At 51.5% G+C, this 23,179-nt stretch carries 22 protein-coding genes and 1 tRNA gene; 12 read left to right on the top strand and 11 right to left on the bottom strand.

Annotation, left to right across the window (positions count from 1 at the left end; translation table 11 throughout):
- Positions 1-55: 55 nt before the first annotated feature.
- The gene (locus tag ACODS3_RS26085) at positions 56-319 is read right to left on the bottom strand and encodes a DUF2798 domain-containing protein (protein WP_489036934.1); all 264 of its coding nucleotides are present in this window, start codon (positions 317-319) and stop codon (positions 56-58) included.
- Positions 320-447: 128 nt separating this feature from the next.
- Between ACODS3_RS26085 and ACODS3_RS26080 the strand changes: the two genes are divergently transcribed.
- The gene (locus ACODS3_RS26080) at positions 448-1,380 is read left to right on the top strand and encodes a LysR family transcriptional regulator (protein WP_489036932.1); all 933 of its coding nucleotides are present in this window, start codon (positions 448-450) and stop codon (positions 1,378-1,380) included.
- Here the strand turns inward: ACODS3_RS26080 and ACODS3_RS26075 are convergent.
- A complete protein-coding gene (locus tag ACODS3_RS26075) occupies positions 1,362-1,949 on the bottom strand; it encodes a glutathione S-transferase family protein (RefSeq protein WP_201017828.1) in 588 nt (195 codons plus the stop codon). The genes ACODS3_RS26080 and ACODS3_RS26075 overlap by 19 nt on opposite strands.
- Positions 1,946-2,374, bottom strand: a complete 429-nt coding sequence (locus ACODS3_RS26070) for a VOC family protein (RefSeq protein ID WP_201017829.1) — start codon at positions 2,372-2,374, stop codon at positions 1,946-1,948. Before ACODS3_RS26070 ends, ACODS3_RS26075 begins: the two co-directional genes overlap by 4 nt.
- Positions 2,375-2,488: 114 nt before the next feature.
- Here ACODS3_RS26070 and ACODS3_RS26065 point away from each other — a divergent pair, with 114 nt between their 5' ends.
- Together ACODS3_RS26065 and sfnG are read left to right on the top strand one after the other, a co-directional pair.
- Positions 2,489-3,391 carry a LysR family transcriptional regulator gene (locus ACODS3_RS26065; RefSeq protein ID WP_489036930.1) on the top strand — a complete coding sequence of 301 codons (903 nt, stop codon included), beginning with the start codon at positions 2,489-2,491 and terminating at the stop codon, positions 3,389-3,391.
- Positions 3,392-3,573: 182 nt separating this feature from the next.
- Positions 3,574-4,701, top strand: coding sequence for a dimethylsulfone monooxygenase SfnG (gene sfnG, locus ACODS3_RS26060; protein ID WP_489036929.1), 1,128 nt, complete (start codon positions 3,574-3,576; stop codon positions 4,699-4,701).
- Between the two features lie 18 nt (positions 4,702-4,719).
- On the opposite strand, the gene ACODS3_RS26055 is transcribed toward sfnG, so the two are convergent.
- The 3 genes from ACODS3_RS26055 to ACODS3_RS26045 are packed head-to-tail and all read right to left on the bottom strand — an operon-like array spanning position 4,720 to position 7,954.
- Complete coding sequence (locus ACODS3_RS26055) at positions 4,720-5,652, bottom strand: hypothetical protein (protein WP_489036927.1); 933 nt, start codon at positions 5,650-5,652, stop codon at positions 4,720-4,722.
- Positions 5,649-7,097: a hypothetical protein gene (locus ACODS3_RS26050; protein WP_489036925.1), complete on the bottom strand. Its 1,449-nt coding sequence runs from the start codon at positions 7,095-7,097 to the stop codon at positions 5,649-5,651. Before ACODS3_RS26050 ends, ACODS3_RS26055 begins: the two co-directional genes overlap by 4 nt.
- A gap of 53 nt (positions 7,098-7,150) precedes the next feature.
- Positions 7,151-7,954: a hypothetical protein gene (locus ACODS3_RS26045; protein ID WP_489036923.1), complete on the bottom strand. Its 804-nt coding sequence runs from the start codon at positions 7,952-7,954 to the stop codon at positions 7,151-7,153.
- 313 nt (positions 7,955-8,267) lie between these two features.
- Here ACODS3_RS26045 and ACODS3_RS26040 point away from each other — a divergent pair, with 313 nt between their 5' ends.
- The 4 genes from ACODS3_RS26040 (at position 8,268) to ACODS3_RS26025 (ending at position 13,527) form a co-directional block, all read left to right on the top strand.
- Positions 8,268-9,500 carry an ABC-three component system protein gene (locus tag ACODS3_RS26040; protein ID WP_489036921.1) on the top strand — a complete coding sequence of 411 codons (1,233 nt, stop codon included), beginning with the start codon at positions 8,268-8,270 and terminating at the stop codon, positions 9,498-9,500.
- Positions 9,481-10,146 carry an ABC-three component system middle component 1 gene (locus tag ACODS3_RS26035; protein ID WP_489036919.1) on the top strand — a complete coding sequence of 222 codons (666 nt, stop codon included), beginning with the start codon at positions 9,481-9,483 and terminating at the stop codon, positions 10,144-10,146. Before ACODS3_RS26040 ends, ACODS3_RS26035 begins: the two co-directional genes overlap by 20 nt.
- The gene (locus ACODS3_RS26030) at positions 10,121-12,454 is read left to right on the top strand and encodes an AAA family ATPase (protein WP_489036917.1); all 2,334 of its coding nucleotides are present in this window, start codon (positions 10,121-10,123) and stop codon (positions 12,452-12,454) included. Before ACODS3_RS26035 ends, ACODS3_RS26030 begins: the two co-directional genes overlap by 26 nt.
- Positions 12,455-12,618: 164 nt before the next feature.
- The gene (locus ACODS3_RS26025) at positions 12,619-13,527 is read left to right on the top strand and encodes a hypothetical protein (protein ID WP_489036915.1); all 909 of its coding nucleotides are present in this window, start codon (positions 12,619-12,621) and stop codon (positions 13,525-13,527) included.
- Positions 13,528-13,722: 195 nt separating this feature from the next.
- Here ACODS3_RS26025 and ACODS3_RS26020 read toward each other — a convergent pair whose 3' ends face one another.
- The 4 genes from ACODS3_RS26020 to ACODS3_RS26005 all read right to left on the bottom strand — a co-directional run bounded on the left by ACODS3_RS26020 (position 13,723) and on the right by ACODS3_RS26005 (position 17,975).
- Positions 13,723-14,550 (bottom strand): pentapeptide repeat-containing protein, encoded by an 828-nt coding sequence (locus ACODS3_RS26020; RefSeq protein ID WP_489036913.1) that lies wholly within the window; start codon positions 14,548-14,550, stop codon positions 13,723-13,725.
- 869 nt (positions 14,551-15,419) lie between these two features.
- Positions 15,420-15,938 (bottom strand): BRO-N domain-containing protein, encoded by a 519-nt coding sequence (locus tag ACODS3_RS26015; RefSeq protein WP_201017833.1) that lies wholly within the window; start codon positions 15,936-15,938, stop codon positions 15,420-15,422.
- Between the two features lie 625 nt (positions 15,939-16,563).
- A protein-coding gene (locus tag ACODS3_RS26010) for an IS3 family transposase (protein ID WP_489036906.1) occupies positions 16,564-17,726 on the bottom strand; the annotation gives its coding sequence in 2 pieces (ribosomal slippage) (positions 16,564-17,471 and positions 17,471-17,726; 1,164 coding nt in all).
- Between the two features lie 172 nt (positions 17,727-17,898).
- Positions 17,899-17,975: transfer RNA gene (locus ACODS3_RS26005), tRNA-Arg, on the bottom strand.
- Positions 17,976-18,016: 41 nt separating this feature from the next.
- On the opposite strand from ACODS3_RS26005, the gene ACODS3_RS26000 reads away from it, so the two are divergent.
- From ACODS3_RS26000 to ACODS3_RS25985, 4 genes are all read left to right on the top strand, one after another.
- Positions 18,017-18,517: a hypothetical protein gene (locus tag ACODS3_RS26000; RefSeq protein WP_489036904.1), complete on the top strand. Its 501-nt coding sequence runs from the start codon at positions 18,017-18,019 to the stop codon at positions 18,515-18,517.
- 36 nt (positions 18,518-18,553) lie between these two features.
- Positions 18,554-18,739, top strand: coding sequence for a PA3371 family protein (locus ACODS3_RS25995; protein WP_489036903.1), 186 nt, complete (start codon positions 18,554-18,556; stop codon positions 18,737-18,739).
- A gap of 440 nt (positions 18,740-19,179) precedes the next feature.
- Complete coding sequence (locus ACODS3_RS25990) at positions 19,180-19,506, top strand: Arc family DNA-binding protein (protein ID WP_002554423.1); 327 nt, start codon at positions 19,180-19,182, stop codon at positions 19,504-19,506.
- A 189-nt stretch (positions 19,507-19,695) separates the two neighbouring features.
- Positions 19,696-20,775 carry a polyamine ABC transporter substrate-binding protein gene (locus ACODS3_RS25985; protein ID WP_489036900.1) on the top strand — a complete coding sequence of 360 codons (1,080 nt, stop codon included), beginning with the start codon at positions 19,696-19,698 and terminating at the stop codon, positions 20,773-20,775.
- Positions 20,776-20,837: 62 nt separating this feature from the next.
- Here ACODS3_RS25985 and mgtE read toward each other — a convergent pair whose 3' ends face one another.
- Entirely contained in the window at positions 20,838-22,280 is a 1,443-nt protein-coding gene (gene mgtE, locus ACODS3_RS25980; RefSeq protein ID WP_201003408.1) for a magnesium transporter, read from the bottom strand.
- A 322-nt stretch (positions 22,281-22,602) separates the two neighbouring features.
- On the opposite strand from mgtE, the gene bamE reads away from it, so the two are divergent.
- Positions 22,603-23,082, top strand: a complete 480-nt coding sequence (gene bamE, locus ACODS3_RS25975) for an outer membrane protein assembly factor BamE domain-containing protein (RefSeq protein ID WP_201018086.1) — start codon at positions 22,603-22,605, stop codon at positions 23,080-23,082.
- Positions 23,083-23,179: the final 97 nt, after the last annotated feature.

Here is a 23,179-nt window from a genome sequence, read left to right as displayed (position 1 = left end):
GCGCCGAGAATACCCAAGCCTTGCGCTGAGCGAAAGTTGCTTCGTGAGCATTTACTCAATGACCATGCACGGTCCAGGCGACCAGCCGAGCAACAATCGGACGCACGACGATCACACAAAAGAAGGCAGAGGGCATTGCAACGCGATACGCACTCATCACATTTTCCATGTAATGTTCGTCAATGCCGAACTCGGCCAGGGTGATCACGAGGCACATGAGAAACGCCATGATGGTTGCCATATAGAAAGCAAAGACATAAGGCATCGCCCGGCTTGGGAAGCGAAATCGGGCAGTATTGCTGTTGGTTCTGGCAGTCATCGATTAACCCTCGTCAACCTTGAGTAGTGGAAGAGCGGTTAAGCTAACAATCGGTTATACGCACCAGTAGAGGTGCTGCACTTGAATCATTATTAAGTAAAACCAACGAATGGAATGACAAGTATCCGATGGACATCCTGGGTTTGATCAATAGCTACATCCGCGTCGTGGAAACCGGCAGCATCGCGGCGGCAGCCCGAGCCCAGGGGATGAGCGCAGCCGCCGTCAGCCAGAGCATCACGCGGCTTGAAACTCATTTGGGCGTGCGCCTGCTTTCGCGCACCACCCGCAGGATGGCGCTGACCGAAAGCGGCATGCGCTATTTCGAGAAGGTCCGCCACATTCCCCGCGATATCGATCTTGCTTCACAAGCCGCGACCATCACCACCGAGCCTCAAGGGCCGCTGTGTATCGCCACCACCGCTGCATTTGGCCGCCACGTCCTTGCGCCGCTGATACCTGCGTTCAAAGCCGCACATCCGCGTATCGATATTGAGCTGATCAGCACAGACCGGCGCGTCGACCATCGCCTGGAAGGTGTCGACGTCAGTATCCGCATCGAGGCGCAACTGAGCGACGGGCTGGTTGCCCGACGCATCGCTTCGCGCCCGTTCGTGTTCTGTGCATCGCCCGCCTATCTCGACCATGCAGGCGTGCCCACCACTATCGAAGACCTGAAACAACATGCCTGCCTGGTCTTTCGCTACCCAACCGACGGGCGCTTCCTGCCCTGGAACTTCATGGTCAACGGCAAACGTGTCGAAGCGAAGGTCAATCCCGGCTTTGTCTGCGACGACATCGACATGCTCGCGCAAATCGCCGTCAATGGCGGCGGCATCGCCCGCCTCGCCAGCTTCATCGCCCAACCGCACCTCGACAGCGGCCGCCTGCTGCCGCTGTTCGAGCCTGACAGCCGCAACGTTGCCAGTGCAGAGTCAGAGCCGATGGATATCTATGCGTGCGTTGCCGAGCGCTCGGCGTTGAATACAAAGGTGCGGGCGTTTATCGAGTTTCTCGAAAAGGCACTGCAAAGCACACCCGCTCAAGGCTTGGGCAGATAACCTGGCAATGCCTCTACCCGCTTGATCCAGCGTGCAACATTTACATAGGGTTCAAGATCCACACCGCCTTCAGGGGCAAGCACGACATAGGGGTATACCGCGCAATCGGCAATCGAGGGACGGCCGATTGCAAGCCAGTCGTGGTTTTCCAGGTGTCTGTCGAGTATCGAGAGGGCAACGGTCGCTTTCGCCAGAGCCTGCGCCTTGTCCAGCTCCGCACCAAACTTCTGCACCAGTCGCGCAGCGCAAAGGCTGTGCTGAACCTCATTACCGGCAAACGAGAGCCACTGGACAATATCGGCCTGGCCTTGCGGATGAGCCGGCCACCAGGCCAGACCACCGTATTGGCCAGCGAGATAAACCAGAATGGCCTGCGAGTCGCGGATGACGTACGAACCGTCCTCCAGAACCGGTAGCTGAGCAAGAGGATTCATGTCTGAAAGCGGCGGCTTCTTGTGTTCTCCGCCCAGAAAATCGACTGCAACCACTTCAAGCCCGATATTGGCCAGAGCAGCAAAAAGCCTCACTTTGTAGCAGTTTCCAGATACATCCAGGTCGTACAGTTTCATTTCGGTTCTCCATCGACGAGTTGATTGAATTCAAGAACATTGCCATCGGGGTCGCGGATAAAAAGCGCGATTCTTCTGGGACCGATGTGATGCGGCCCCTGAGTGATCACGATCCCCTGCTCGCCCAGCCAGGCCTGAAATACCTGGAGGTCATCGACAATAAAGGCAGGGTGCGTTACGCCGGGAAGCTTCACCGGAGCATCCAGCAGGACGTTGTGAGAGTCGGGGACGCGAGCACCGTTGAAGATCAGATTGATACGAACGCCGTCCGGGCTGAGCATTTCGTTGGCTTCGTACAGCGGAAAACGTGCGGTCTCCTTGAATCCGAGTGCCTGATAAAAAGACATCGACCGATTCTGGTCGCTGACACGAATTCCGATGTGATCGTATGCGAGAATCCGGGCGGGATTTGGTCGTTGGCTCATGGGTTGCGACTCCGGCTGAAAACAATCCCTGAAGTTTCCACCGGGCTGCGCGTTTCACCTATGGCGCGGACCTGACAAGACCTATGCAGTAATCGCACAAATCGAAAGGTGGCAATGGACAGGCTCAAGGCAATGGCCAATTTCGTTCGGATCGTCGACAGCGGCAGTCTGAGTTCGGCGGCGGATGTGACTGGACAATCGGTCGCCTCCCTCGTCCGCTCGCTGGCAGCTCTGGAGCGTTATCTGGGGGTCCGGTTATTGAACCGCAGCACTCGACGCATGGCTCTGACCGATGAAGGCGAAGAATATCTGGCCTGGAGCCGCCGCATGCTCGCGGACTTCAATGACATGGAGCAACGGCTTGAATCCCGGGACGGCATCGCCCGCGGCCTGCTTCGACTGACGGCCCCCGTCGAGTTCGGGCAACGCTACCTGGCACCGCTGGTGAATGCTTTTCTCAAGGATCATGGGGAAATGGCAGCCGAGCTGAGCCTGAGCGACCAGGTCATCCCCTTACTTGATGAACGCCTCGATCTGGCCCTGCGCATCGGCCATCTTCCCGACTCGGCCATGGTCGCGCGCAAGGTCGGCACAACCCGGCTCGTCACCTGCGCCAGCCCGGATTACCTGCGTGCCGCTCCCGCCATCGATAGCCCACAATCGCTGCGGGAGCATTCCTGCATCACCCTGGCCTTCCAGGGAAAACACTGGTACTTCCGTCACAAGGAAAAAGAACTGGTTGAAGACATAGTACCGAGACTGGTCTGCAATCAGGTTCGCGCTGCCAGCCAGGCTTGCGTGCAGGGCGTGGGCATTACCCGGTTGATGCATTATCAGGTGGCGGATGAACTGGCTGATGGTCGACTGGTCAGGATTCTCCGGGATTTTGAACCCATGGATTTACCGATCCAACTGGTCTACCCGCACTCCTTGCAGCTATCGCCACGAGTGAGGGCCTTTGTGGAATGGGCGTGCCCGCAACTGGAAAGGCTGACGCCTGATCCGGGTGGGGAATAGAGGCTATTTAGCCATTATTGGACTGTCTGCTCAGCAACATCTCATCAGCATTTATATTTGAAAGAGATCAGTGGCCAGATTTTCAGTGAGTCGTAACTCACTGTAATTCATGACAATTCTCAGTGGCACACATGCTGCACTGTCGAAACGGCAATCCACTTCGCCGTTTTCGGAGATATATCATGAGCCACTTGCCTATCAAGTTCGCCTACTGGGTTCCTAACGTCAGCGGCGGGCTCGTTGTCAGCAAGATCGAACAACGCACCAGTTGGGACATCGACTACAACCGCAAACTCGCGCAAATCGCAGAGCGCTCAGGCTTTGAATACGCACTGACGCAGATCCGCTTTACCGCCGGATACGGTGCGGAGAATCAGCATGAGTCGGTGGCATTCAGTCACGCACTGCTGGTTTCCACCGAAAGGTTGAAAGTGATCGCAGCCATCTTGCCAGGTCCCTGGACGCCGTCAGTGGCAGCCAAACAGTTAGCGACCATCGACCAGCTCACGGCCGGAAGGGTTGCCGTGAATATTGTCAGTGGCTGGTTCAAGGGTGAGTTTCAGGCCATTGGGGAACCCTGGCTGGAACATGACGAACGTTACCGGCGTTCGGAGGAGTTCATCCAGGCGCTGAAAGGAATCTGGACCACTGACAACTTCACCTTCAAGGGCGACTTCTATCGCTTTCATGACTACACCTTGCGGCCAAAACCCATTCAGCGTCCACATCCCGAGATATTTCAAGGCGGCAGTTCCCGGGCTGCACGCGACATGGCTGCACGAGTATCGGACTGGTATTTCACCAACGGTAACACCTTGGAAGGCATCAAGGCGCAGGTCGACGATATTCGGGCAAAGGCCGCAGCCAACGGGCATTCAGTGAAGATCGGCGTCAACGCCTTCATCATCGCCCGTGACACCGAGCAAGAAGCGCGAGCGGTATTACAGGAAATAATCGACAAAGCCGACCCGGAAGCCGTGAATGCCTTCGGCGATGCTGCAAAACAGGCAGGCAAGGCAAGCCCCGAGGGAGAAGGCAACTGGGCCAAATCATCGTTCGCCGATCTGGTGCAGTACAACGATGGTTTCAAGACCAACCTTATTGGTACACCCCAACAGATTGCCGAACGTATCGTCGAGCTGAAAGAGATAGGCGTGGATCTGGTGCTGTCAGCGTTTCTGCATTTTCAGGAAGAGGTTGAGTATTTTGGGGAGCGGGTGTTGCCGTTGGTGAGAGAGCTGGAGGGGGTTGCTGACGGGTGCCCGAGACCCGCTCCCGCCGTAGTCGAAAAAATAGCTCGCCAGCCTTAACCGCGACCCCGCATAGGACTATGGGAGGAGATCACCTCCAAACTGCTTCGCCACACAGACACGAGCCTTCCCATAAGGGACACCTTTATACTCATCAGGCTTGAACTCCAAGTGTTCCTCAAGCTCAATTTTAAAATCAAGCTCATCATCATGGAATCGACGCCTGGACGCTAACCCTCTAACACGTTTTGCAAGGTAATAAGCACGTTCAGAATACGTTCCGTAGCGATGCTTCAGTTGGAAGGTTCTGATGGAGGCACCTGAACTGTTAAGATTTTTGACAGCGGACACCTCCAACCTGTACTGATCTTTAGGCAAGGTCAGACTGGCGAACTCAGCTAATTTATCAGCAGCCGCTGCTATCGGCCCAAGTGAAAACTCAATTGACTCCTCATCAAATAGAGGATTGAGGTGAGGCGTCACAGAGAAATCGATTTGTCCTTTCATCTGAGGGCCATTGCACTTCTCGCAGCACGGAATAAAGTTGTACAAGGACAGGGCCAAAAATGGATAGTCTGCCTTCCCGTAATAATGATCGATAGGAGGACGATAGCCTTTGACTTCTTCATCAGGCAAACAAGTTCCGGTCTCAATCATATGACAATAACAGCAGACTTTGTACCGCGCCTGCGAACACAAGTCATAAGCAGTCCAGACTCTGTTGGATTTTTCCGAAAATGAACTGTAATCGAACACCAACTTCATTTTCTCAACCGCACAGGCCCGAAGCAAAGGCCCACTAAAGGCCTTCAGAAAATTTTGAATGCAGAGCGCCAAATCAGCTGGCTGCCCATACACAATAATCCGCCTATTCTCAGCAATGAATTTAGCTACCTGCCCCTCAACAATGGAGCTATCCAGCTTGGCCAAGCCATTGTCAATGGCTTGCTCCAGGAATGCAGCATGATCATTAACGGCTGTCGCCCAAACATCCGATATATTGATGATCACGACCGCCCCCCCCTCTGCAGGACGGCGCGAATTGCCTCATCGCCAATTTCGCCTATTAGCACCAAATCTGACTTCGTAAGCTTATTGAGTTTGGCACGCGCATACATTTCGTTGATCTTAGTCGCTGCGAAAACCCCAAGAGAATTCGACTCAAATGATCCAGCTATCACATCCTCGATTGGTGCACCGAAAGTCTTTACCCTCACACTGGAGTCTAAATTGGTTACATACACACCTGGAATATCAGCCGCAATAAGTGGTGAATGAGACGCTAGGATAACCTGCAGACTTTTCAAGCCGTACTTCCTCTTGAGTCCACCAAGGTACTTATTCACAAGCGTAATATACTTCCTCTGCCAATCAAGATGGAGATAAGCATCTCCCTCATCGATCATTAGCAATACAGAGCCTCGCCCATTCTGCGCCGCTGTGGCAATCGCATCACCAATATGGGCGAATTGATCAATCAGAGCCTGAAGGCCAGAGCTGAGTAACGACCATTGAATAACTATGGGAGTATTATACTGACGCACAGCATCAAACTGATCCACGCCATCGATTAAAAAGGAAACGGAACGATCAGTGAACTTTACGTTGCAACCATAATTTCTCAGCACCTCGGAGCAACGGGAAACCAATTCTTGGATATGGTCAATTCCCACCTGAAAATCATAACGACGTATGATTCCCAAATAAGCTAACAATGAGAGAGCGTAGTCGACACTCTCCCCTTCCCTGTTACCCTGCAAATATTCTACGACCGCAAGATGATGAATACGCTCGCCACAAGGGAAATGACTCAGCATGTAAGCATCCAACAAAGCAACGATGGACTTAAGGCAGTTTTCTAATTCATCGTCCAGGCTTCTGAAATCACTCGCTTCCTTGAGTCGAGTTGACTCATAGCTTTTAAGCTTAGTGACTAAATCTTTAAGTGAGGCATGCATTATATGGCGCACACGCTGCTTAAGTGCGGGGATAAAAATTGCTCGATAAACATTTTTCGAGAATGAGAGCGTAGCTGTAAGCTGAGTATTTTCACCCAGCGCCTTGGCAATCTCTCCAAGCTGGGCCATTCGCCCATGCTCCTCGCCTAGTCTGTCAGTATTCTTGTTCTGAGGAGAGGCATCAATCAGCCCGACCCTGCGACTCATTTTACGTTTGTAGGGCAAGCCAGAATAGTAGATCGCACAAAAATCGTTTTCGTGATTAGACAAGGTATAGACATCACCACGTCTATCTCTGACATAGACTTTGGTATCTCCTCTACCAGGTGCAGACACCGCTTCGGCAATCAAATTGAGCAGGCGTGTCTTCCCCGATCCGTTCTTTCCCAAAATCAGGCTTACCGAGTCCACATCAAAAATCCTACCGACCTGCTCAGTGACCGGAGTAATCAGTTCCAGCAGTCTTTCTTCAATTCGAAGCCCAACGATAGTAGGCATATAAAATCCTTTAATAATACGCCAAAAGCAAGCCAACTAAAAAATCATGAATCTCAGGCGCACACATCACAACTTAGTTTCTTATTTATATACACCCCAAACGGAGTATGGAAATCTTTTACTCTAGCAGGATGATAATGAGCCTTGATCGACGATGGCGGGAGGTTGCAGCTCAGCCTGCCAGGTGACGACGAACTACCCAAGAGCCTCCTGGCTCGCCGTTGCCCCCAATGGGAGAGAATTACCTTTGCTCCAGACAGACGCTCTCTGGCGGGGATCAGTTCAACGGGGATGTCAACTTCAAGGATGGTTGGAATGCCCACGTCCCGAAGCCTGAGTCGGTAGTCATCCTCCCATGTGTCCTCGACATGGATATTCGCAGCAAGTGCCAGTAGATACTCGCTTCCACTAATGATGTAGTGGCCGTGATCCCGAATCATTTGCTTGTCGTCAGTGGAGAGCCAGATGGAGCCACGTTCGTCACCCCGCCGCTCGCCCATCAAACGGATCGCTCTGTTTAGAGCAGCCGTAGGGACATCGGAATACAACCGACGAAAGGTTTGTAAGATCCGCTCAGGCTCCTGCCCTCGAAGACCCTCCTCAAAATAGGTGGCCAGGCTTTCAGGCCGACATCCATGAAATGCCTTGGCATGGGAGTAGTAACTCCACAGCTTTTCGCTGAAAGCTGGCAACACCTCCTGTTGGTTCGGTAGCCATTGGAAGTCATCCGACCAACACTCGGGCCGAGAGGCTTCGATGTGCTGACGTATCGAAGGTGTGAGCACCTGGCTCGCATACCTAGGGATGGCGTTGAGCCAAGCTCGACGATCACGCCAGTCGAGGACACGTTCAATCATGCAGCGTTCCTGTTGCATCGATGGTGGGGAGCCTCGTTTGCTTACGGGCCATGCCTACTATTGTGCTGAATATCGGGGCACAAGGCCATCACGGCGCGACCTAAACTGGGATGTAGAAGCTATTACTACCTCTACTACAGTTTGGAGCAGACTTTTTCTACACTGAATCGATTCAACAGACTATTTTCTGACGACAAATTTATGTCGTCTCTTGGATCAAAAACTGACATTAAATCGGATCTACAAGGGCGCTGAATGGCCGTGATATTATTCTGCCAACCAGCACTTCGGCATTCTTTTGAAAGGAGTTCATGTGAGTCAAGAAGATGATGAGAAATACCCAGCTAGCGCGGTGTCCTCTTGGAGTGGCTTCGTCTATCAAGGGAAGATCGCACTGTATCACTCCCTCAAGCTCATCCACGATGGCGACTTGGACTTTGAGCTTCAGCTAGACAGTAGCGACGATTTCGCTATTTATAAAAATGGGAAATTGCACACAGCCCATCAAGTAAAAGCGAAAATAAGCAAATATCGCAGCGGCTACAGCACAGCGCTCGAGCAATCTACACTCATCGAACATGACAAGATCAAAGGCACGACTCGCTACTTCCACGTATCTGTGCCGCTAAACAATATCGAAGACCACACAGGCGCTAGCGGAGAGACAGTAAAATTCTATCGCTACGGTAACAATCATTACTGCGGTCTTGGCGAAATTGAAGGACTAACCAAAGAGCTTATAGGAAAAATATGTGAGCAGCAGTCCATAACCGCAGGTGAGAATCTCTTAAATTTTAACTATTGCTTACTTTCAGAAAAGATCAGCACTAAAGCTGTACACAACCACAAGCTAAACCAAGTAGATGGAATTTCGGAAGACAAAGCGGCATACGAGGGCCGAATAACGGCCAGTAGCATTTTAGAAGAACTACTGACAGAAAACCCCTACCAGAATCGGGACTACTATGCAGTCCAATTGAAGGCCAGACTACAAACCCACCTAGAAGAGCGGCTGGATCAGGCTCTCCCAACAATGAATGACGCCACCTACCAGAGGGCACTACGCCTGTGTGAGCACATTCGAGAAACACACATCAATGAACTAAAAACTTTATGCCAGATGATGAAGCCCTCCGAGCAGTTTCAAGATATTCAAACGAACGACATCAGGCGTTACACCAAGCTCATCCAAGCCATTTCGGCAGACCCCATCTTTAGCCATCTTCCTCATTATCTTGACAGCGAAAACAGATTTTACGTACCCACCGCTCTTGACATCGACGAAAGCGAAGAGTGTGAATCTGACATGATCCGTGAGATGAAGAACAACGGGGATCTGCTGAGGCTGCTATTTGAATACAACCATCTGATTGCAAGCAAGTCAGAAGCCTCATTCACATTCAATACTAAATTCACAAACTCCGACGACCTAGACGACAAACAGGTCACGAAAAAAATTGAAAGCAACATCACCAAGTCGCTATGCATTAGCGTGATAACTAAAGACGACGCGGAGGGCCGACTGAATGATAAAGCAACTAATTGATGAAGCACTTGTTGCACATGGCTTTGTAAGTGAGCACAAAGTAGACCACACAAACTTTTATGTTCGCAAAACAGAATCAGCCATCAGGTTCGCAGTCCTCCATACTCTGGACGACCTCCTAGATCCAGCCGAACTCAATACCAGAATCAACCACCTTGCTCCCGAGTCTTTTACAAAAAATCCGAGCTTCAAGAAGAACTGCGATTTGATCTGTATTCATCGCCTTGACGTCCTCCCAGAGTTCAAGGATCACGAAGAAGAAATCTTCGCCATTGAGGAAGATCCGCATTTTTATAAAAAGTATGTCCTCTACTACAGCATTGCAGAGGAAAGCGCTCTTACCAACTTTACTTACGACAAACTTGTCACAGTAATCGCTGATAAAAAAGAGTTTCTCGATTATAAAGAGAACCCTCTAGCTGCTACACAGTACAGCTTCGCCGCCAAGACCTTTATCAAACTCCCGTTCTTAGAGCTACCTAGCCGCGAAGGAAATCTTGTGTCCTTACGTTTACAAGCCGTTGAGGCCGTTGCAAAAACTGGCCTAAACGATACGTATGCGATAATCCAACAAGTAACCGACAAGAACGCCGACGAATTTATCAAGGAAATGATTCGCAATGAAATGGAAAATATCCAAGATTGAAGTTTCTAGCTTCAAAGCATTCAAGCACATTTCCTTGGATCTTGGCGACTCATACTTGCTAACCCTGGATGGCCCGAATGGCTATGGTAAAACCAGCATATTTGACGCAATCGAACTGCTACTTACAGGCCAGATCAACCGCATACAGAATCTATTTTCTACGTTATTAACGAGAAACAAGAGGGACTATGCAGACAACCTTTTCTGGAACAACCGTTCGGGCGAGAATGATCTCTACATCAAAATTGAATTTTCTACCATTGACCGGAAGCTTGTTTTAGCCCGGCATTGTCCGGTAGCAATATTCAAAAAACCGGCAAATAACCGGGCTGACAAGTATGAAAACTTTAAACTCTACGAACTCCCTGAATTCAAATCACTCGACTTCACAAAGCCCAATCAGCGAGACAACAACTTCCTCGACGAGATTTTTGGAAAGAATTTCAGGGAAAACTTTTCTTTCCTTAACTATCTTGAACAGGGTCAAAATCGACTACTACATACTAGAGTAGACGAAAGAAAGGACAAGCTAGGAAATCTCTTTAACATTAGCGATATCGAATCCGAGATCGATAACTGCACAACCATATACAACAAGCTATCAAAACGCATCAATGATCCTGAGCGAAAGGCACAGGCTGAATCGCTAACAGAAGAAATTAACACCCTGCGAGGAGCACTGCAGGCACAGACTGGAGTTATTGAGTATAAAAAGATTTCAACGACTGATATCCAACCAGCTTGGGATAGGGAAATACTGTTTTCAACCTATTCGGCAGTAGACCATACAACTTATCAAGAATCAGTTCGTAAGATAATCGATCTTTTACCACTCAAATCCACAATCAGAACTAGAGTCCACAACGAAACTATCGATACCGACATTGATCGCAACGAAGAGTCTTTGAAAAGACTGGCTCAATTTGGCAAAGATCTTGGCAAGCTCGATGCGCTTGAAGCTATCAAGAAAAAGATAGATGACCTGGAACGTGCCGCAGGTATCATCAAACGCGGTGCTACAGTCATCAAGCTCGAAGAGGCCCAATCGCTGCCAAAGTGGGCTGAGGGACGTCTTAAGTGGTTTGAGTCACAAATTAAATCCCGAAACAATCTGCAGGAGAAAAGCAGTACCAATGCTAACGTCGTAGCGGAATTGGAAAGACTGAAACGGCAGCTCCTCGAGGAACACAAAAAGTCTTATCCAGATGATCAGCTATGCCCTCTGTGTGGTACTGACTGGGAAGACCATAAATCAATGGTGGATGCCATTGCAGAGCGGGCCAAGCAAATATCTGACTCACTGAGCCAGGATGGTAAGGACTTAATAAAACTCATCGCAACAATGGATGCCGAACTCGGCCTCATCGATACTGATATACAAGCCGACCTAAAAAATCTTTCGCCCACATTTGATCAAAAACTTCATGCAGCACTCACAAAAATCAAACTTCGCCTACCAGCCATAACTCAGCTCCTGGAAAACCTGCAACGCGAAAACATTCAGCCAACCGGCTCGTTCACGGACGTTGATGACATCATAAATGAACGTCTTGAAAAGCTGAAAGAAGCCCTAAGAAGCAAAAAACAGGTCGAAGCAGACGCCTTAGCGCTGCCTGAAGACTGGAGAGAAACAACAAAAAGCGCCTTCAAAGACCTGCAGGACTTTTACATTATCACGATAGAAGACTTGAATGGTAAGGAGCAGTACATATCGATTAAAGCTAACGAGGCTCAGAGCTCTAGACTTCAGAACTGTATTGGCGACCTTAAGCTCATACAGAAAGAAACCCTTGCTGCCCAAAAGGCTCAGGCCAAAGTTGAAAAGCTCCGCACCACACTGAAGAAGACGGAGCAGAATTATACCGATCAGACAATTTCGGCAATTGAGCTCATATTCCACATCTACAGTGGCCGGTTAATCCAGAACTACCAGCGTGGCCTAGGTCTATTCATTGAGAGCCGTGAGGGTACGCAGTTGAGGTTCCTAACCGCTGAAAAGTCTGAACACGACGCAGTCATGTCTATGAGCTCTGGCCAGGTTTCTGCATTGAGCCTCGCATTCTTCCTTTCACTCAACAAGGTTTACGCTCGGGTACCGCTCATTCTGATTGATGACCCGTCACAATCTTTGGACGAAGTGAACGTCGCCTCGCTGACCGACCTGCTCCGTTGCGAGCTCAAGCATTGCCAGCTAGTCGTATCGTCGCATGAAGAGGATATCTCGGCCTACATGCGCTACCGCTTCGATAGGGCAGGTTTGACCACAAGCTCGCTCAATATGCAGCTGCTAGCGAAAGAGGCCTCGTAAGCGCCGCCTGTGGCTACCTGGTGAGGCTGGGTGGCCACAGGGATCTCGCTTCATTCACAGCTATGCGCTAGCTTTAATGAGAATGCTCTCGGAGGTACAGCGAAATTTAGGTACACTCAAAGGTAGGCAAAACTCTATATCAAGGATATGGAAAAGGGATCAAGATGTCAGGACAATCGATATTCCGAGTGGGTGAACAACTACCTTTTAGCCCCGGAGAAATATTCCATCGATCACCAGATGGTCGTTTCCTACCCCGAAGTGGCTTCGTCAATAGTCTGATCAGCCACATTGGCATTAAGTATGTCAATCACACTACTGTTTGTTTCGACCCGGCACCGATAATCCAAGCCCTCAGAGAACTCGCCCAAGATACTCGTGTCGAGTCCTTAATGAATAGCTATAGCACTTTAACCCTTCACTACGAAGATTACTGCGAAACAATAGATTCAAAATATCTCGGCGACATCAGCCTAGAGGCAAAACAAACCGCACCGAAGTTTTCAGACGCATTACAAAGACAACTAGACATAATCGATTTAAACATTTGGTTTGAGCTAGAGAAAAAAACTGAGCCGCTGGATGCCATTTGCGACGCATACGTAAAGGTTTTAACACTCCATTTTTTCGCAAAAACAACTTTACACCCACAAACAAAGTCAAATAGATACAGCTTGCAACCATACATCCTAAATGCGATTGAAATGTTACGACTTAAGCTCCAAAGCACATTGCTTCCAAATGGCGAGCCTAAGGACTCGTTGCTGTTGTCGGCATTCTTGGAGACAGGCAACAACAACTTTGAACACTACGCATACTACGACCGTAGATTTGACTCAATCCAAGGAACACAAGAATTTATACAATTAGCCAATCGCAATCCCTCTTATGAGCAGAGCATTTTCTTTGAAAGACCAAGCGTTAACAAACAAAATAAAAATTTCGCAAATCAGTTAATCAAACTAATTCAAAGATTTCAGATACTGGCACAAGCCACAAGCTTCATTGAAGCCGTAGATGAAGACAACATGCTCCCAGCTCTTTTTGCCGACCTAAGCCGCCCTTTAGATTAGTACAGCCTTAATCTGTGACAGTAATAGCCATTCAACCATAGATGATCAAATACTTATGTACTTTTATATGGTGTAATCGGCAAACATCAAGGATTGATAGTTAAGGCTAGTCATTTCAAATCGTGAATAAGCGTCCCCCGGAAGCGCCCGGTTCTTACACCGGGCGCTCTTGCAAAATTCCACTATACCGTCTATCTACTCAACATCTTCAGGATTCCACGGTTCGACGCCCCTAGGGCCCATGTCCCAGTTGTGATAGAGGATTTCACCACTCACGAACGCCCCACTCGCACCAGTGAAAATGCATTCGTTGATATTGGCGTTGCGCAGATCAGCTCCATCCATCTTGGCCCCCACGAAAGTAGCTCTTCTCAAGTAAGCACCACGAAGGTCTACTCCTCGCAAATCTGCGTAGTCAAAGTCTGTCTCCCATCCGTAAGCCCCCGGCTGAATGACTGGGTCGCCGGTGACTGTGTAGAACTTCGCGTTTCGGAAATTCGCGTGACTAGCCTTTTTCACATCCTGAAACCAGTCATAGTGAATCAGGCTTCCAGGAGCCTGCAGATAGCTCATATCAGGCACCTTCTTCCGTGTGAGAACGCGATTTATCCTGTCGAACAGCAATGAGCTGAAATGGAACCCGCTGAAGTCCACACCACGCTTGTGGGCAGCAGCTGCAAGCGGGACTCGGTCGCGGAGGCACTCAACCAGAGCCTCGAACTGCAGCAGAAACCGCGCTCTACGGAACACGCCTTCATAGGGTTGCCGCCAGAAACCTTCAGAAAAACAGTGATCAGCGTACCGGGAAATCATCCGATCTCTCGCGACAATTTCCTTGTAAGTCTGGCCATATTCTCTCGCGATCAAACGCAGGCAAAGGGCGCGGTTAGCGGGCGCTGAGCTGATTACTTGAGCGCGTATCGCTCTTTCCAAGGCCGAAGGGCAGCCGCTCCGAAAATCACTGAGGAGCACGGTAGCATCTGATTTGAAAGCGGACAGCGAAGGGGTATCAGGAAATCTCATGGCCTAGCCTCTCACGGTCAACGCTAAGCCCTAGTATCAGCAGACCATTCAAGGTGGCATGGAGAGGTGAAGCAACGGTGCAGAGGCTTTTCCTAGCTAGGGCTGAACGCCACCGTCATTGGCGCAGACACATAGTCAAAAAAAACCAGGTGGTCGTCAAGCCCGCCATCTAACGGGGCCAGCCCGAATCGGGCCTACTAGGCTGCAGCAGAGCCTTAATGTTATTTGCTCGACACGCAGCGCTATTTGCTAAAAGTCGGACGATGCATCGCATATTGAGGGCATTTTCGCCCGTTCTGCCCTGTTAAGCGCGCAACTCGCCCATAACCCATGAGCTGTTTTCGTGCTATCCACTGGTGCGACAAAGCGAACAGCCGGAGCGTGAAAACGATGCAAACCCCACCTCAAAGCCCTCTTTACAAGAGCTCATCATTAGCCACATCCACGCAACTCAATGAGCAGCGGGAAGTATCGACCTTCCGACGAAGGTGCGTTTACTGAAATCAAACTGATGAGGAGTAATCAATGCAAGGGCTAAAATCGGTGGGACAGTGGCTGGCAGAGCAGGCGGCACGTGCCTTGTTCAGAGAGTTATTCAGGGCGGTCATTCAGCGTGTAATGAAAACCTGGTGGGATGAGTAACGCCAATCCAATCCGGGGCCCGCTCAGGCGATGGCCCCGCTGGTGAGGAGTCGGCAAGTCGGAGAAGTAAACGCGGTAGGACAAGGCCGGGTGCCTGTCACTGAGAGGGCTCTTGATCTGTCGATGCTCAAGGGCCCAAGCAGTGTCGCCGACCTTCCCTGACCTCATATTGATCGCCCCGCCCAACCGGAACGATCAAACTCACATCACGCAGAAAACGAATTGCTTCAGGCAACCAACCGGCGCCACCAGGATTCTCTGACCGCATCTGGCTGCACCTGAACCAATTCCGGCATATCACGCAACCTCACCCATAACTCCCCATGCCATTGCAATGTCCCCAAGACATTGCCCTGCCAGCGCATCTCATATCGCTGAGGTTGATCGCTGGAATCTACCTTGGGAACCTCGAAAACCGGCAACACCTCCTGAACCAGCCAACGGCGCAGTGCACGGTTTTCCGGTACGTAGTGATGCACCAGCAACGCAAAAACACCCGACTCGCTGATCATCAGGCATTTTTCCCACTGCCCGTGGGTCAACAGCCAGGCTGTGTGGCGTTGGTCGGCATCGAGTTTGAGTGTGGCGCGCTCGTCCAGTTGCTTGCCCATCAGACGTGCCAGATCCGACAAGGGAAACCAGACTTGGGTATCGCGCATGACAGCACGCAGCATACGGTGGTGACGGATGAAAACGGTTGGCTCGAAATGATCGGTGCAGGGAGGTGAAGGATATGGAAGGTCCATGGTGTGAAAGCTCCTTATGAGAAAAGAGCTGCCGCAGACGTCGCTAAACGAATGAAGGGTGGCAGCTGTGCGAAGGTTAGCGAACCGGTCTTTTACTCGCACACACCGGCAGACCCGAAGATCTCCGACGCACAGCCGCCATGACACGGCCTCAAACCTGAAAGGCATAAGGCAGCATGAGCTGATTGCGAGTGTAAGGTTCGGATCGCTAAACCCGGCCGCTGATTTTGCAGCGACGCGGCACATTAAATGCCGCAACTGACACACGCAAGGGGTCGGGATTTTCTAGGAAATTTCGTTCAAGGGAAAGGGAAGATGCTCGGGGTGGAGATGGCTTTGGGACTGCGGGGGAGAGGAAATTGCGGATGATTTTGTAGCAACCACCTAGGGATAAGGACAAAATCAGTCGAGCCCCGCGCAGGATTGCCGAACTGTCGTGCCCGATTTTGGCCTGTCGCCACCACAGGCCACATTTATCATTTTTACGAAGCGCGCGGGCCAAATCCGACGCTGGGGATCAGTTGAAATACACAATGACTTTTCAATTGGGATTCAATTACGCAGGTAGAGAGAACGGCCTAAGCATCAATTTCAAAAATCGGCCAGAAGAATCCGATTGTAGTGGTCAACTGATCCCGGACACGACGTTAAGTCTTTTTTCGGACTGAGCTGGTGGCAGTCCGTTATTGAACTGGTGTGGCCGAATCCAGTTGTAGCGATGCATCAGATAATGACTGATATCGCGTTGAGCCTCCTGGGCCGTCATGTAGCCAACGGTCGGTACCCACTCTGTTTTCAGGCTCCGGAAAACACGTTCCATCGGCGAGTTGTCGTAGCAATTACCTCGGCGACTCATACTCTGATGGATGCGGTATCTCCAAAGTCTCTGGCGAAAATGGCGACTGCCGTATTGCGAGCCTTGGTCGGAGTGAAACAGCAGGCCTTGAGGCTTTCCGCGCTGCTCATAGGCCATGTCCAGCGCCTTGATCACCAAGTCTGAATCCGGTTTGCTCGACAACGCCCAACCCACCACTCGGCGCGCGAATAGGTCCATGACCACGGCCAGGTAATGCCATTTCCCTTGTGCCCAGATGTAAGTAATGTCGCCACACCAGATCTGATTGGGCGCGGGCACATCGAATTTTTGGTTCAGGATATTCTGAATGTCTGGTCGCTCCACTGTTGCCTTTTTATAGGCATGCGAACCCGGTTGTTTGCTGATCAACCCCAGTTCTCGCATCAGGCCGCGCGCCTTGAACCGGCCGATCTGCTCGCCATCTTCTTGCATCATCGAAACGATACTGCGACTGCCGGCAGAGCTTCGACTTTGCGTAAACAGTTTGTTGACTCGACTGCGCAATCTAACCCGCTCAACGTTCGGAGCCCGGTGTCTGCGACGATGCTCGTAGTAGCACGAGCGCGGTACTTCAAAGGCTTCGCACAGCAACTCGACCGACTCACGAGCACTGAGTTGATCAATCAACGCGTACGCTCGTGCTCTTCCGACATCAAGAGCGCGGTAGCCTTTTTTAAAATGGTTTTCTCCCGCTCAAGACGGGCAATCCGAGTTTCCAGTTCCTGGATTTTCTGCTGCTCGGGCGTCAGGGCTTTGCTCTGAGGTGTTACGCCATTGCGCTCCTGCTGGAGCTGGTTGACCCAGCGACGCAGAGCGGACTCGACAACGCCGAGCGAGCGGCAGGCTTCGATATAGCTATAGCCTTGATCTAGCACGAGGCCTGCGGCCTCGCGTTTGAATTCAGCTGAAAAGGTACGGCGTTGTTTGGTCATCAGACACCTCTATATGGCGAGCATTCTCGCCTAAATGGGTGTCCGGTTTCATTAGACCACTACAGATTCCCTTGAAAAGTTGACTCAATACCGAACACTCAGAGAAGTGGAGACTTGAGAGAAAACTCAATCGAGGAGCTATCGGGAAATCCAGCTAACCACCTGATCATATTGGTGTCCCAGGGCAGGTTCGAACTGCCAACCTTCCCCTTAGGAGGGGGATGCTCTATCCAATTGAGCTACTGAGACACTGAGTTGCCAGCACACCGAACGGTGCCAGCGAGGACGGCGTGCATGTTAACGGCATGGAGGGATTTTGTCATGTCGTCATTGCCTTCGATAATCGTAGTCCACATCCCGGCGTAGAGCGCTTGCAGGCGCGGTCGTGCATTTTGCATTACCCCAAAAAGCCATCATTGCAAAACGCAATGTTTAATCGCTTTAAAACAATCACAAGCCATTGTTTTATAAGGATTTTTATTCAAAATAAATCTGGCATGCAGGCTGCATTATCAGTACCAGTGACGATACTCCACGCAAGGTACCTGAAAATGAACATGACTCTCTCAGTGTTGAATGCAGTAGCTCTGGTGGCTCTGGTGGCATTTCATTTTCAGGATACCCGCATTCACGATGACAAGATCGGCACGCAACCTCAATCATATGAGCTGGTTCGCAAGGCCCCTCAATTGGCCATCATGAGTGACAGAAGCGTCAATGCAGCTACGCTGGGTCATGAGGTCAAGGAAGCCCCGCTGCCAAATCGTGCTGAAGAGCGTTGGATCTTCTGAGATCGTCACATAGCCCACCTTCACGAGAGAGTAGCCATGTCAAAACCCGCATTGTCATTCATGATCCTGGCACTGATGGCTGTTGCCGCTGATCTTCTCCTCCCCGAGCAGGCGCATGCATTGAATTCCGCCTCCAAAATTGCCGCAGGGCTGTTTGTCAGCCTCTTCGTTGCGGCCATGGTCATCGGGCGTCGCTTCAAGTTCGATCCGGTTCTACGCTGACTGAATATCCGCTGATGGTTGTACTGGTCAACAGGGCTCAAGCCACTGCTGACTAGGTCATCGGCCTCTCAGCCTACCCTCGCCTTCTCCCGCCATGACACGCCCGTCGGCATCTTTCGTATTCTTGTGAATAACCATCTACGCTGAAGACAGATAGCCATCATGGCAAAAAGTAGTCAGGCGTTCGTCGTGTCACCCGGATGGGCTGGAATTGGCAAGCTTTGCAAATCTGCTCGCAATTCTGATAATTGGTGCTGGCTAAACGCCTTTATCTGAGTCAATATTTGTCACAGAATTGACGCCAAGGATTCGACGTAATAGGGCATGATGCCGCGCCCTTTGGATAACTCGGTTGAACATTTGGCCAAAAGGACTGTCCTACATTGACAATCTTGCGGCCACTTGCGAAACCGCTCCCCCTGAACTAACCGGTTAAATATATGAGCCCTATGAAACAGGCTACTTATTCCAGCCGCACGGCTGACAAGTTCGTCGTTCGCCTACCAGACGGCATGCGTAATCGCGTGCAAGAGGTAGCCAAAAACCACCATCGCAGCATGAACTCGGAAATCATTGCTCGACTCGAACAGAGCCTGATTCAGGAAGGAGCTCTTGGTGATGAGCCAAGTCTGCGCCTTGATAGTCCTGAGCTGTCCCTGCACGAACGCGAGTTGCTGCAACGTTTTCGTCAACTCTCACACCGCCAGCAGAACGCTCTGGTGTCCCTGATTGCTCACGACACGGAACTTGCTTCAGAAGAGTCGTAAGAAATCAGTGAAAAAAAGCATTCAAGCCAGCGAAAGCTGGCTTTTTTTTGCCGTAGTACTTTTCCCCAATACTTATAAGACTCTTTCTTATAATGTAGACATCTCAGCCAATGCTTTTCCTGGTCACGGCTCCTGAGGCGATGGTTTTCCCGTGCATCGCGATTATCAAGTCATGCGAGGAGCCACAAAATGCTCGGTAAAGTCTTCGTCCCCCTGATGCTGGTTGCATCAATGAGCCAGACAGCCCAGACCGTCAAGGTGTTCAACTGGGAGGATTACTTCGCACCGGACACGCTGAAAAACTTCCAGAAAGACACCGGCATTGAAGCCACCTATGACACCTACGACGGTAACGATGCCCTGGACGAAAAGCTCAAGGCGAGAAACTCCGGTTACGATATTGTGGTGCCGTCGAGCCACTTCGTGGCTGGCCAGATTCAGCGTGGGGACTTGAAGAAGCTGGACAAAAGCCAGCTATCCAACTGGAAAAACCTCAATCCGGTTCTGCTCAAGGCGCTCAGAGGCATCGACCCAGGCAACGAGCACGCCTTTCCCTATCTATGGGGGACCACCGGCATCGGCTATGACGCGGCCAAGGTCAAGGCTGTTCTGGGCAAGGATGCGCCACTCAATTCCTGGGACTTGATCTTCAAGCCCGAGAACATTAAAAAGCTGGCTGCATGCGGCGTAGCCTTTATCGACAGCGCCCCCAGCATAGTGCCCATTGCGCTCAACTATCTGAACCTGCCACCCCACAGCGAAAAAACCGAGGATTACACCAAGGCAAAAGCTGCCTTGCTGGCGATCCGACCCTACGTGCGCTATTTCAACTCGACCCAGTACATTACGGATCTGGCCAGTGGCAAGATCTGCGTCGCGGTCGGCTATTCAGGAGATGTCATGCTGGCGGAGCGCAACGCTCAGGAGGCAGGCAACGGCATCAAAATCGACTACGTCATCCCCAGGGAAGGCGCTCCGATGTGGTTTGACATGATCGCCATGCCCGTCGATGCACCTGACGAAAAAGCCGCCTACGTCTTTATGAACTACCTGCTCACGCCGAAGGTAATCGCGGGCATCTCCAACTACTTGCATTATGCGAACGGAAACGAGAAGTCCGAGGCACTGGTGGACGCAGCAGTACGCAACGACCCCAGAATCTACCCCGATGAGGAAACCCTTGGCACCCTGTTCGTCCAGCAAGCGACGCCTGCCGACATTGACGCGCTGAGGCTACGCACATGGAAGGAAGTCAAAGAAAGACAGTGACTACCTTTGCAGCCCCAAAACAAAAAACCGCCTGAACAGGCGGTTTTTTATGGTGAAAGCGATCAAAGCAGAAAAATGGTTGCCAGCCCCAGGAAAATAAAGAAACCGCCACTGTCCGTCATCGCAGTAATCATGACGCTGGCACCCATGGCTGGATCGCGGCCAAGACGTGCAAGCGTCATAGGGATCAAGACCCCCATAAAAGCAGCCAGCAGCAGGTTGAGCGTCATTGCAGCCGTCATGACCACGCCCAGCGACCAACTGTCATAGAGCATATAGGCCACAACACCGATCACCCCGCCCCATATCAGACCATTGAGCAAAGCGACCGCCAGCTCCTTGCGCAGCAAGCGCGTGGTATTGCCGGTACTGACCTGGTCCAGCGCCATGGCGCGAACGATCATGGTAATGGTCTGGTTCCCGGAGTTGCCGCCGATACCGGCCACAATCGGCATCAGCGCCGCAAGAGCCACAAGCTTCTCGATCGAGCCCTCGAACAGGCCGATGACACGCGAAGCCAGGAACGCTGTAATCAGGTTGATCGCCAGCCAGGCCCAGCGGTTACGCAGCGAGCGCCATACCGAAGCGAAGATATCTTCCTCTTCACGCAAACCCGCCATGTTGAGGACTTCGCTCTCGCTCTCCTCACGAATCAGGTCAACCATTTCGTCGATGGTCAAACGGCCAATCAGCTTGCCGCTCTTGTCGACCACCGGCGTGGAAATCAGGTCATAACGCTCGAAAGCCTGTGCGGCATCGTAGGCATCGTCTTCCGGGTGGAAGCTGACAGGGTCGTCAGCCATGACTTCGCCGACCTGCTTGTCCGGATCATTGACCAGCAGACGCTTGATCGGGAGCACGCCCTTGAGCACGCCGTCGTAATCGACCACAAACAGTTTGTCGGTATGGCTCGGCAGCTCCTTCAAGCGCCGCAGGTAACGCAATACGACTTCCAGGCTGACATCCTCGCGGATCGTCACCATCTCGAAGTCCATCAGCGCACCGACCTGCTCCTCGTCGTAGGAGAGCGCAGAACGGACACGCTCACGCTGCTGGACGTCCAGCGCTTCCATCAGTTCGTGAACGACATCGCGAGGCAGTTCGGGAGCCAGGTCTGCGAGTTCGTCGGCGTCCATCTCCTTGGCCGCCGCCAGCAACTCGTGATCATCCATGTCGGCGATCAGGGTTTCCCGGACGGAATCGGACACTTCAAGGAGGATATCGCCGTCGCGCTCTGCCTTGACCAGTTGCCAGACGGTCAGGCGCTCCTCAAGAGGCAATGCCTCGAGGATGTAAGCGACGTCCGCAGAGTGCAGATCATCGAGCTTGCGTTGCAGCTCGACAAGGTTCTGACGATGAACGAGGTTTTCTACGCGATCCTGATTTTGACCTTCCTGGCGGTGGATCAGGTCTTCGACCACACGCTGACGCTGCAACAGATCGACCACTTGGGCAAGGCGATCCTGCAAGCTTTCCTGCGTTTTTTTAACTTCTATTTCAGTCATAGGCGAACTCCACTCCCAGCAGCGGAGCACGCCGGGAGGATCAATCAGTTGATTCTTGATTGGTGAAACGAGCTATTGAGTAACTACTGGGTAAGTCCATGGAGGTATTCCACAAGCCCCGGCGGGGCTGACGGGCGCAATGATACACCGCTTTGGGCGGATCGCACGCGAGAAAATTCAGGCTAGAACAGGCGCTTGCGAGACAAACCTGAATGTTTTGCGAACAGACAGGGTTACGACGTTACATTCAGCGAAGAAAACACGCTCGCCCATGGGAAAGACCACCACTAGGATGGCCTGGCACGTCATGGAGGACTCGGCAATGCGTATCACGCCCCGCATTTTCTTATGGAGCAACCTGCTCTGCCTGCCACTTTACACAGAAGCCAATACTGTTCAGCGATGTGAAGACCCGTCCGGAAGAATCCTCTTTACCACTCTGGGCTGCCCGGCCGGGCAAAACAGTCAGCCGCAAGAAGCCTTCAATGCGCCTCCGGGAAGCATCACGCCCCTTCTTCCTGGCGCAGACAGGCGAAACAATAAAGCCAGCAAGGAAATCGTGGTGGTAGGCCAGCAAGACGATGGCTGCGGTAATCGACTGAGCGCAGCACAGCGCCGGCAAGCCGTTATCAATCAGCGTACACCGCCGGGCATGACAAAGCGCGACGTTGAAAGCCTGCTGGGCCGCCCGGACAAGATCACCAACCGCAACGGAGAACTGCGCTACACCTACCAACTGAAAAATGGTCGCAGCAACAATGTGACATTCGATGAGAACGGATGCGTGAAAGGAAAACGCTAGAAAGCAAAAAGCCCACATCTTTCGATGTGGGCTTTCTGATGTATGGTGCACTCGACAGGATTCGAACCTGTGACCGCTCGGTTCGTAGCCGAGTACT

The sequence above is a fragment of the Pseudomonas sp. FG43 genome (genome assembly GCF_057809175.1).
Note: the sequence above shows the minus strand (reverse complement) of the source record. Positions and strands in the feature narration are given on the sequence as shown.

Bases quoted from the DNA above. Each gene is read 5' to 3' on its own strand.
- ACODS3_RS26025 (WP_489036915.1), top strand. From the start codon at position 12,619: ATGTCAGGACAATCGATATTCCGAGTGGGTGAACAACTACCTTTTAGC.
- ACODS3_RS25985 (WP_489036900.1), top strand. From the start codon at position 19,696: ATGCTCGGTAAAGTCTTCGTCCCCCTGATGCTGGTTGCATCAATGAGC.
- ACODS3_RS25995 (WP_489036903.1), top strand. From the start codon at position 18,554: ATGTCAAAACCCGCATTGTCATTCATGATCCTGGCACTGATGGCTGTT.
- ACODS3_RS26045 (WP_489036923.1), bottom strand. From the start codon at position 7,954: ATGATTGAACGTGTCCTCGACTGGCGTGATCGTCGAGCTTGGCTCAAC.
- sfnG (WP_489036929.1), top strand. From the start codon at position 3,574: ATGAGCCACTTGCCTATCAAGTTCGCCTACTGGGTTCCTAACGTCAGC.
- ACODS3_RS26085 (WP_489036934.1), bottom strand. From the start codon at position 319: ATGACTGCCAGAACCAACAGCAATACTGCCCGATTTCGCTTCCCAAGC.
- ACODS3_RS26030 (WP_489036917.1), top strand. From the start codon at position 10,121: ATGAAATGGAAAATATCCAAGATTGAAGTTTCTAGCTTCAAAGCATTC.
- bamE (WP_201018086.1), top strand. From the start codon at position 22,603: ATGCGTATCACGCCCCGCATTTTCTTATGGAGCAACCTGCTCTGCCTG.
- ACODS3_RS26015 (WP_201017833.1), bottom strand. From the start codon at position 15,938: ATGGACCTTCCATATCCTTCACCTCCCTGCACCGATCATTTCGAGCCA.
- ACODS3_RS26035 (WP_489036919.1), top strand. From the start codon at position 9,481: ATGATAAAGCAACTAATTGATGAAGCACTTGTTGCACATGGCTTTGTA.
- ACODS3_RS26065 (WP_489036930.1), top strand. From the start codon at position 2,489: ATGGACAGGCTCAAGGCAATGGCCAATTTCGTTCGGATCGTCGACAGC.
- ACODS3_RS26070 (WP_201017829.1), bottom strand. From the start codon at position 2,374: ATGAGCCAACGACCAAATCCCGCCCGGATTCTCGCATACGATCACATC.
- ACODS3_RS26080 (WP_489036932.1), top strand. From the start codon at position 448: ATGGACATCCTGGGTTTGATCAATAGCTACATCCGCGTCGTGGAAACC.
- ACODS3_RS26020 (WP_489036913.1), bottom strand. From the start codon at position 14,550: ATGAGATTTCCTGATACCCCTTCGCTGTCCGCTTTCAAATCAGATGCT.
- ACODS3_RS26075 (WP_201017828.1), bottom strand. From the start codon at position 1,949: ATGAAACTGTACGACCTGGATGTATCTGGAAACTGCTACAAAGTGAGG.
- ACODS3_RS26050 (WP_489036925.1), bottom strand. From the start codon at position 7,097: ATGCCTACTATCGTTGGGCTTCGAATTGAAGAAAGACTGCTGGAACTG.
- mgtE (WP_201003408.1), bottom strand. From the start codon at position 22,280: ATGACTGAAATAGAAGTTAAAAAAACGCAGGAAAGCTTGCAGGATCGC.
- ACODS3_RS25990 (WP_002554423.1), top strand. From the start codon at position 19,180: ATGAGCCCTATGAAACAGGCTACTTATTCCAGCCGCACGGCTGACAAG.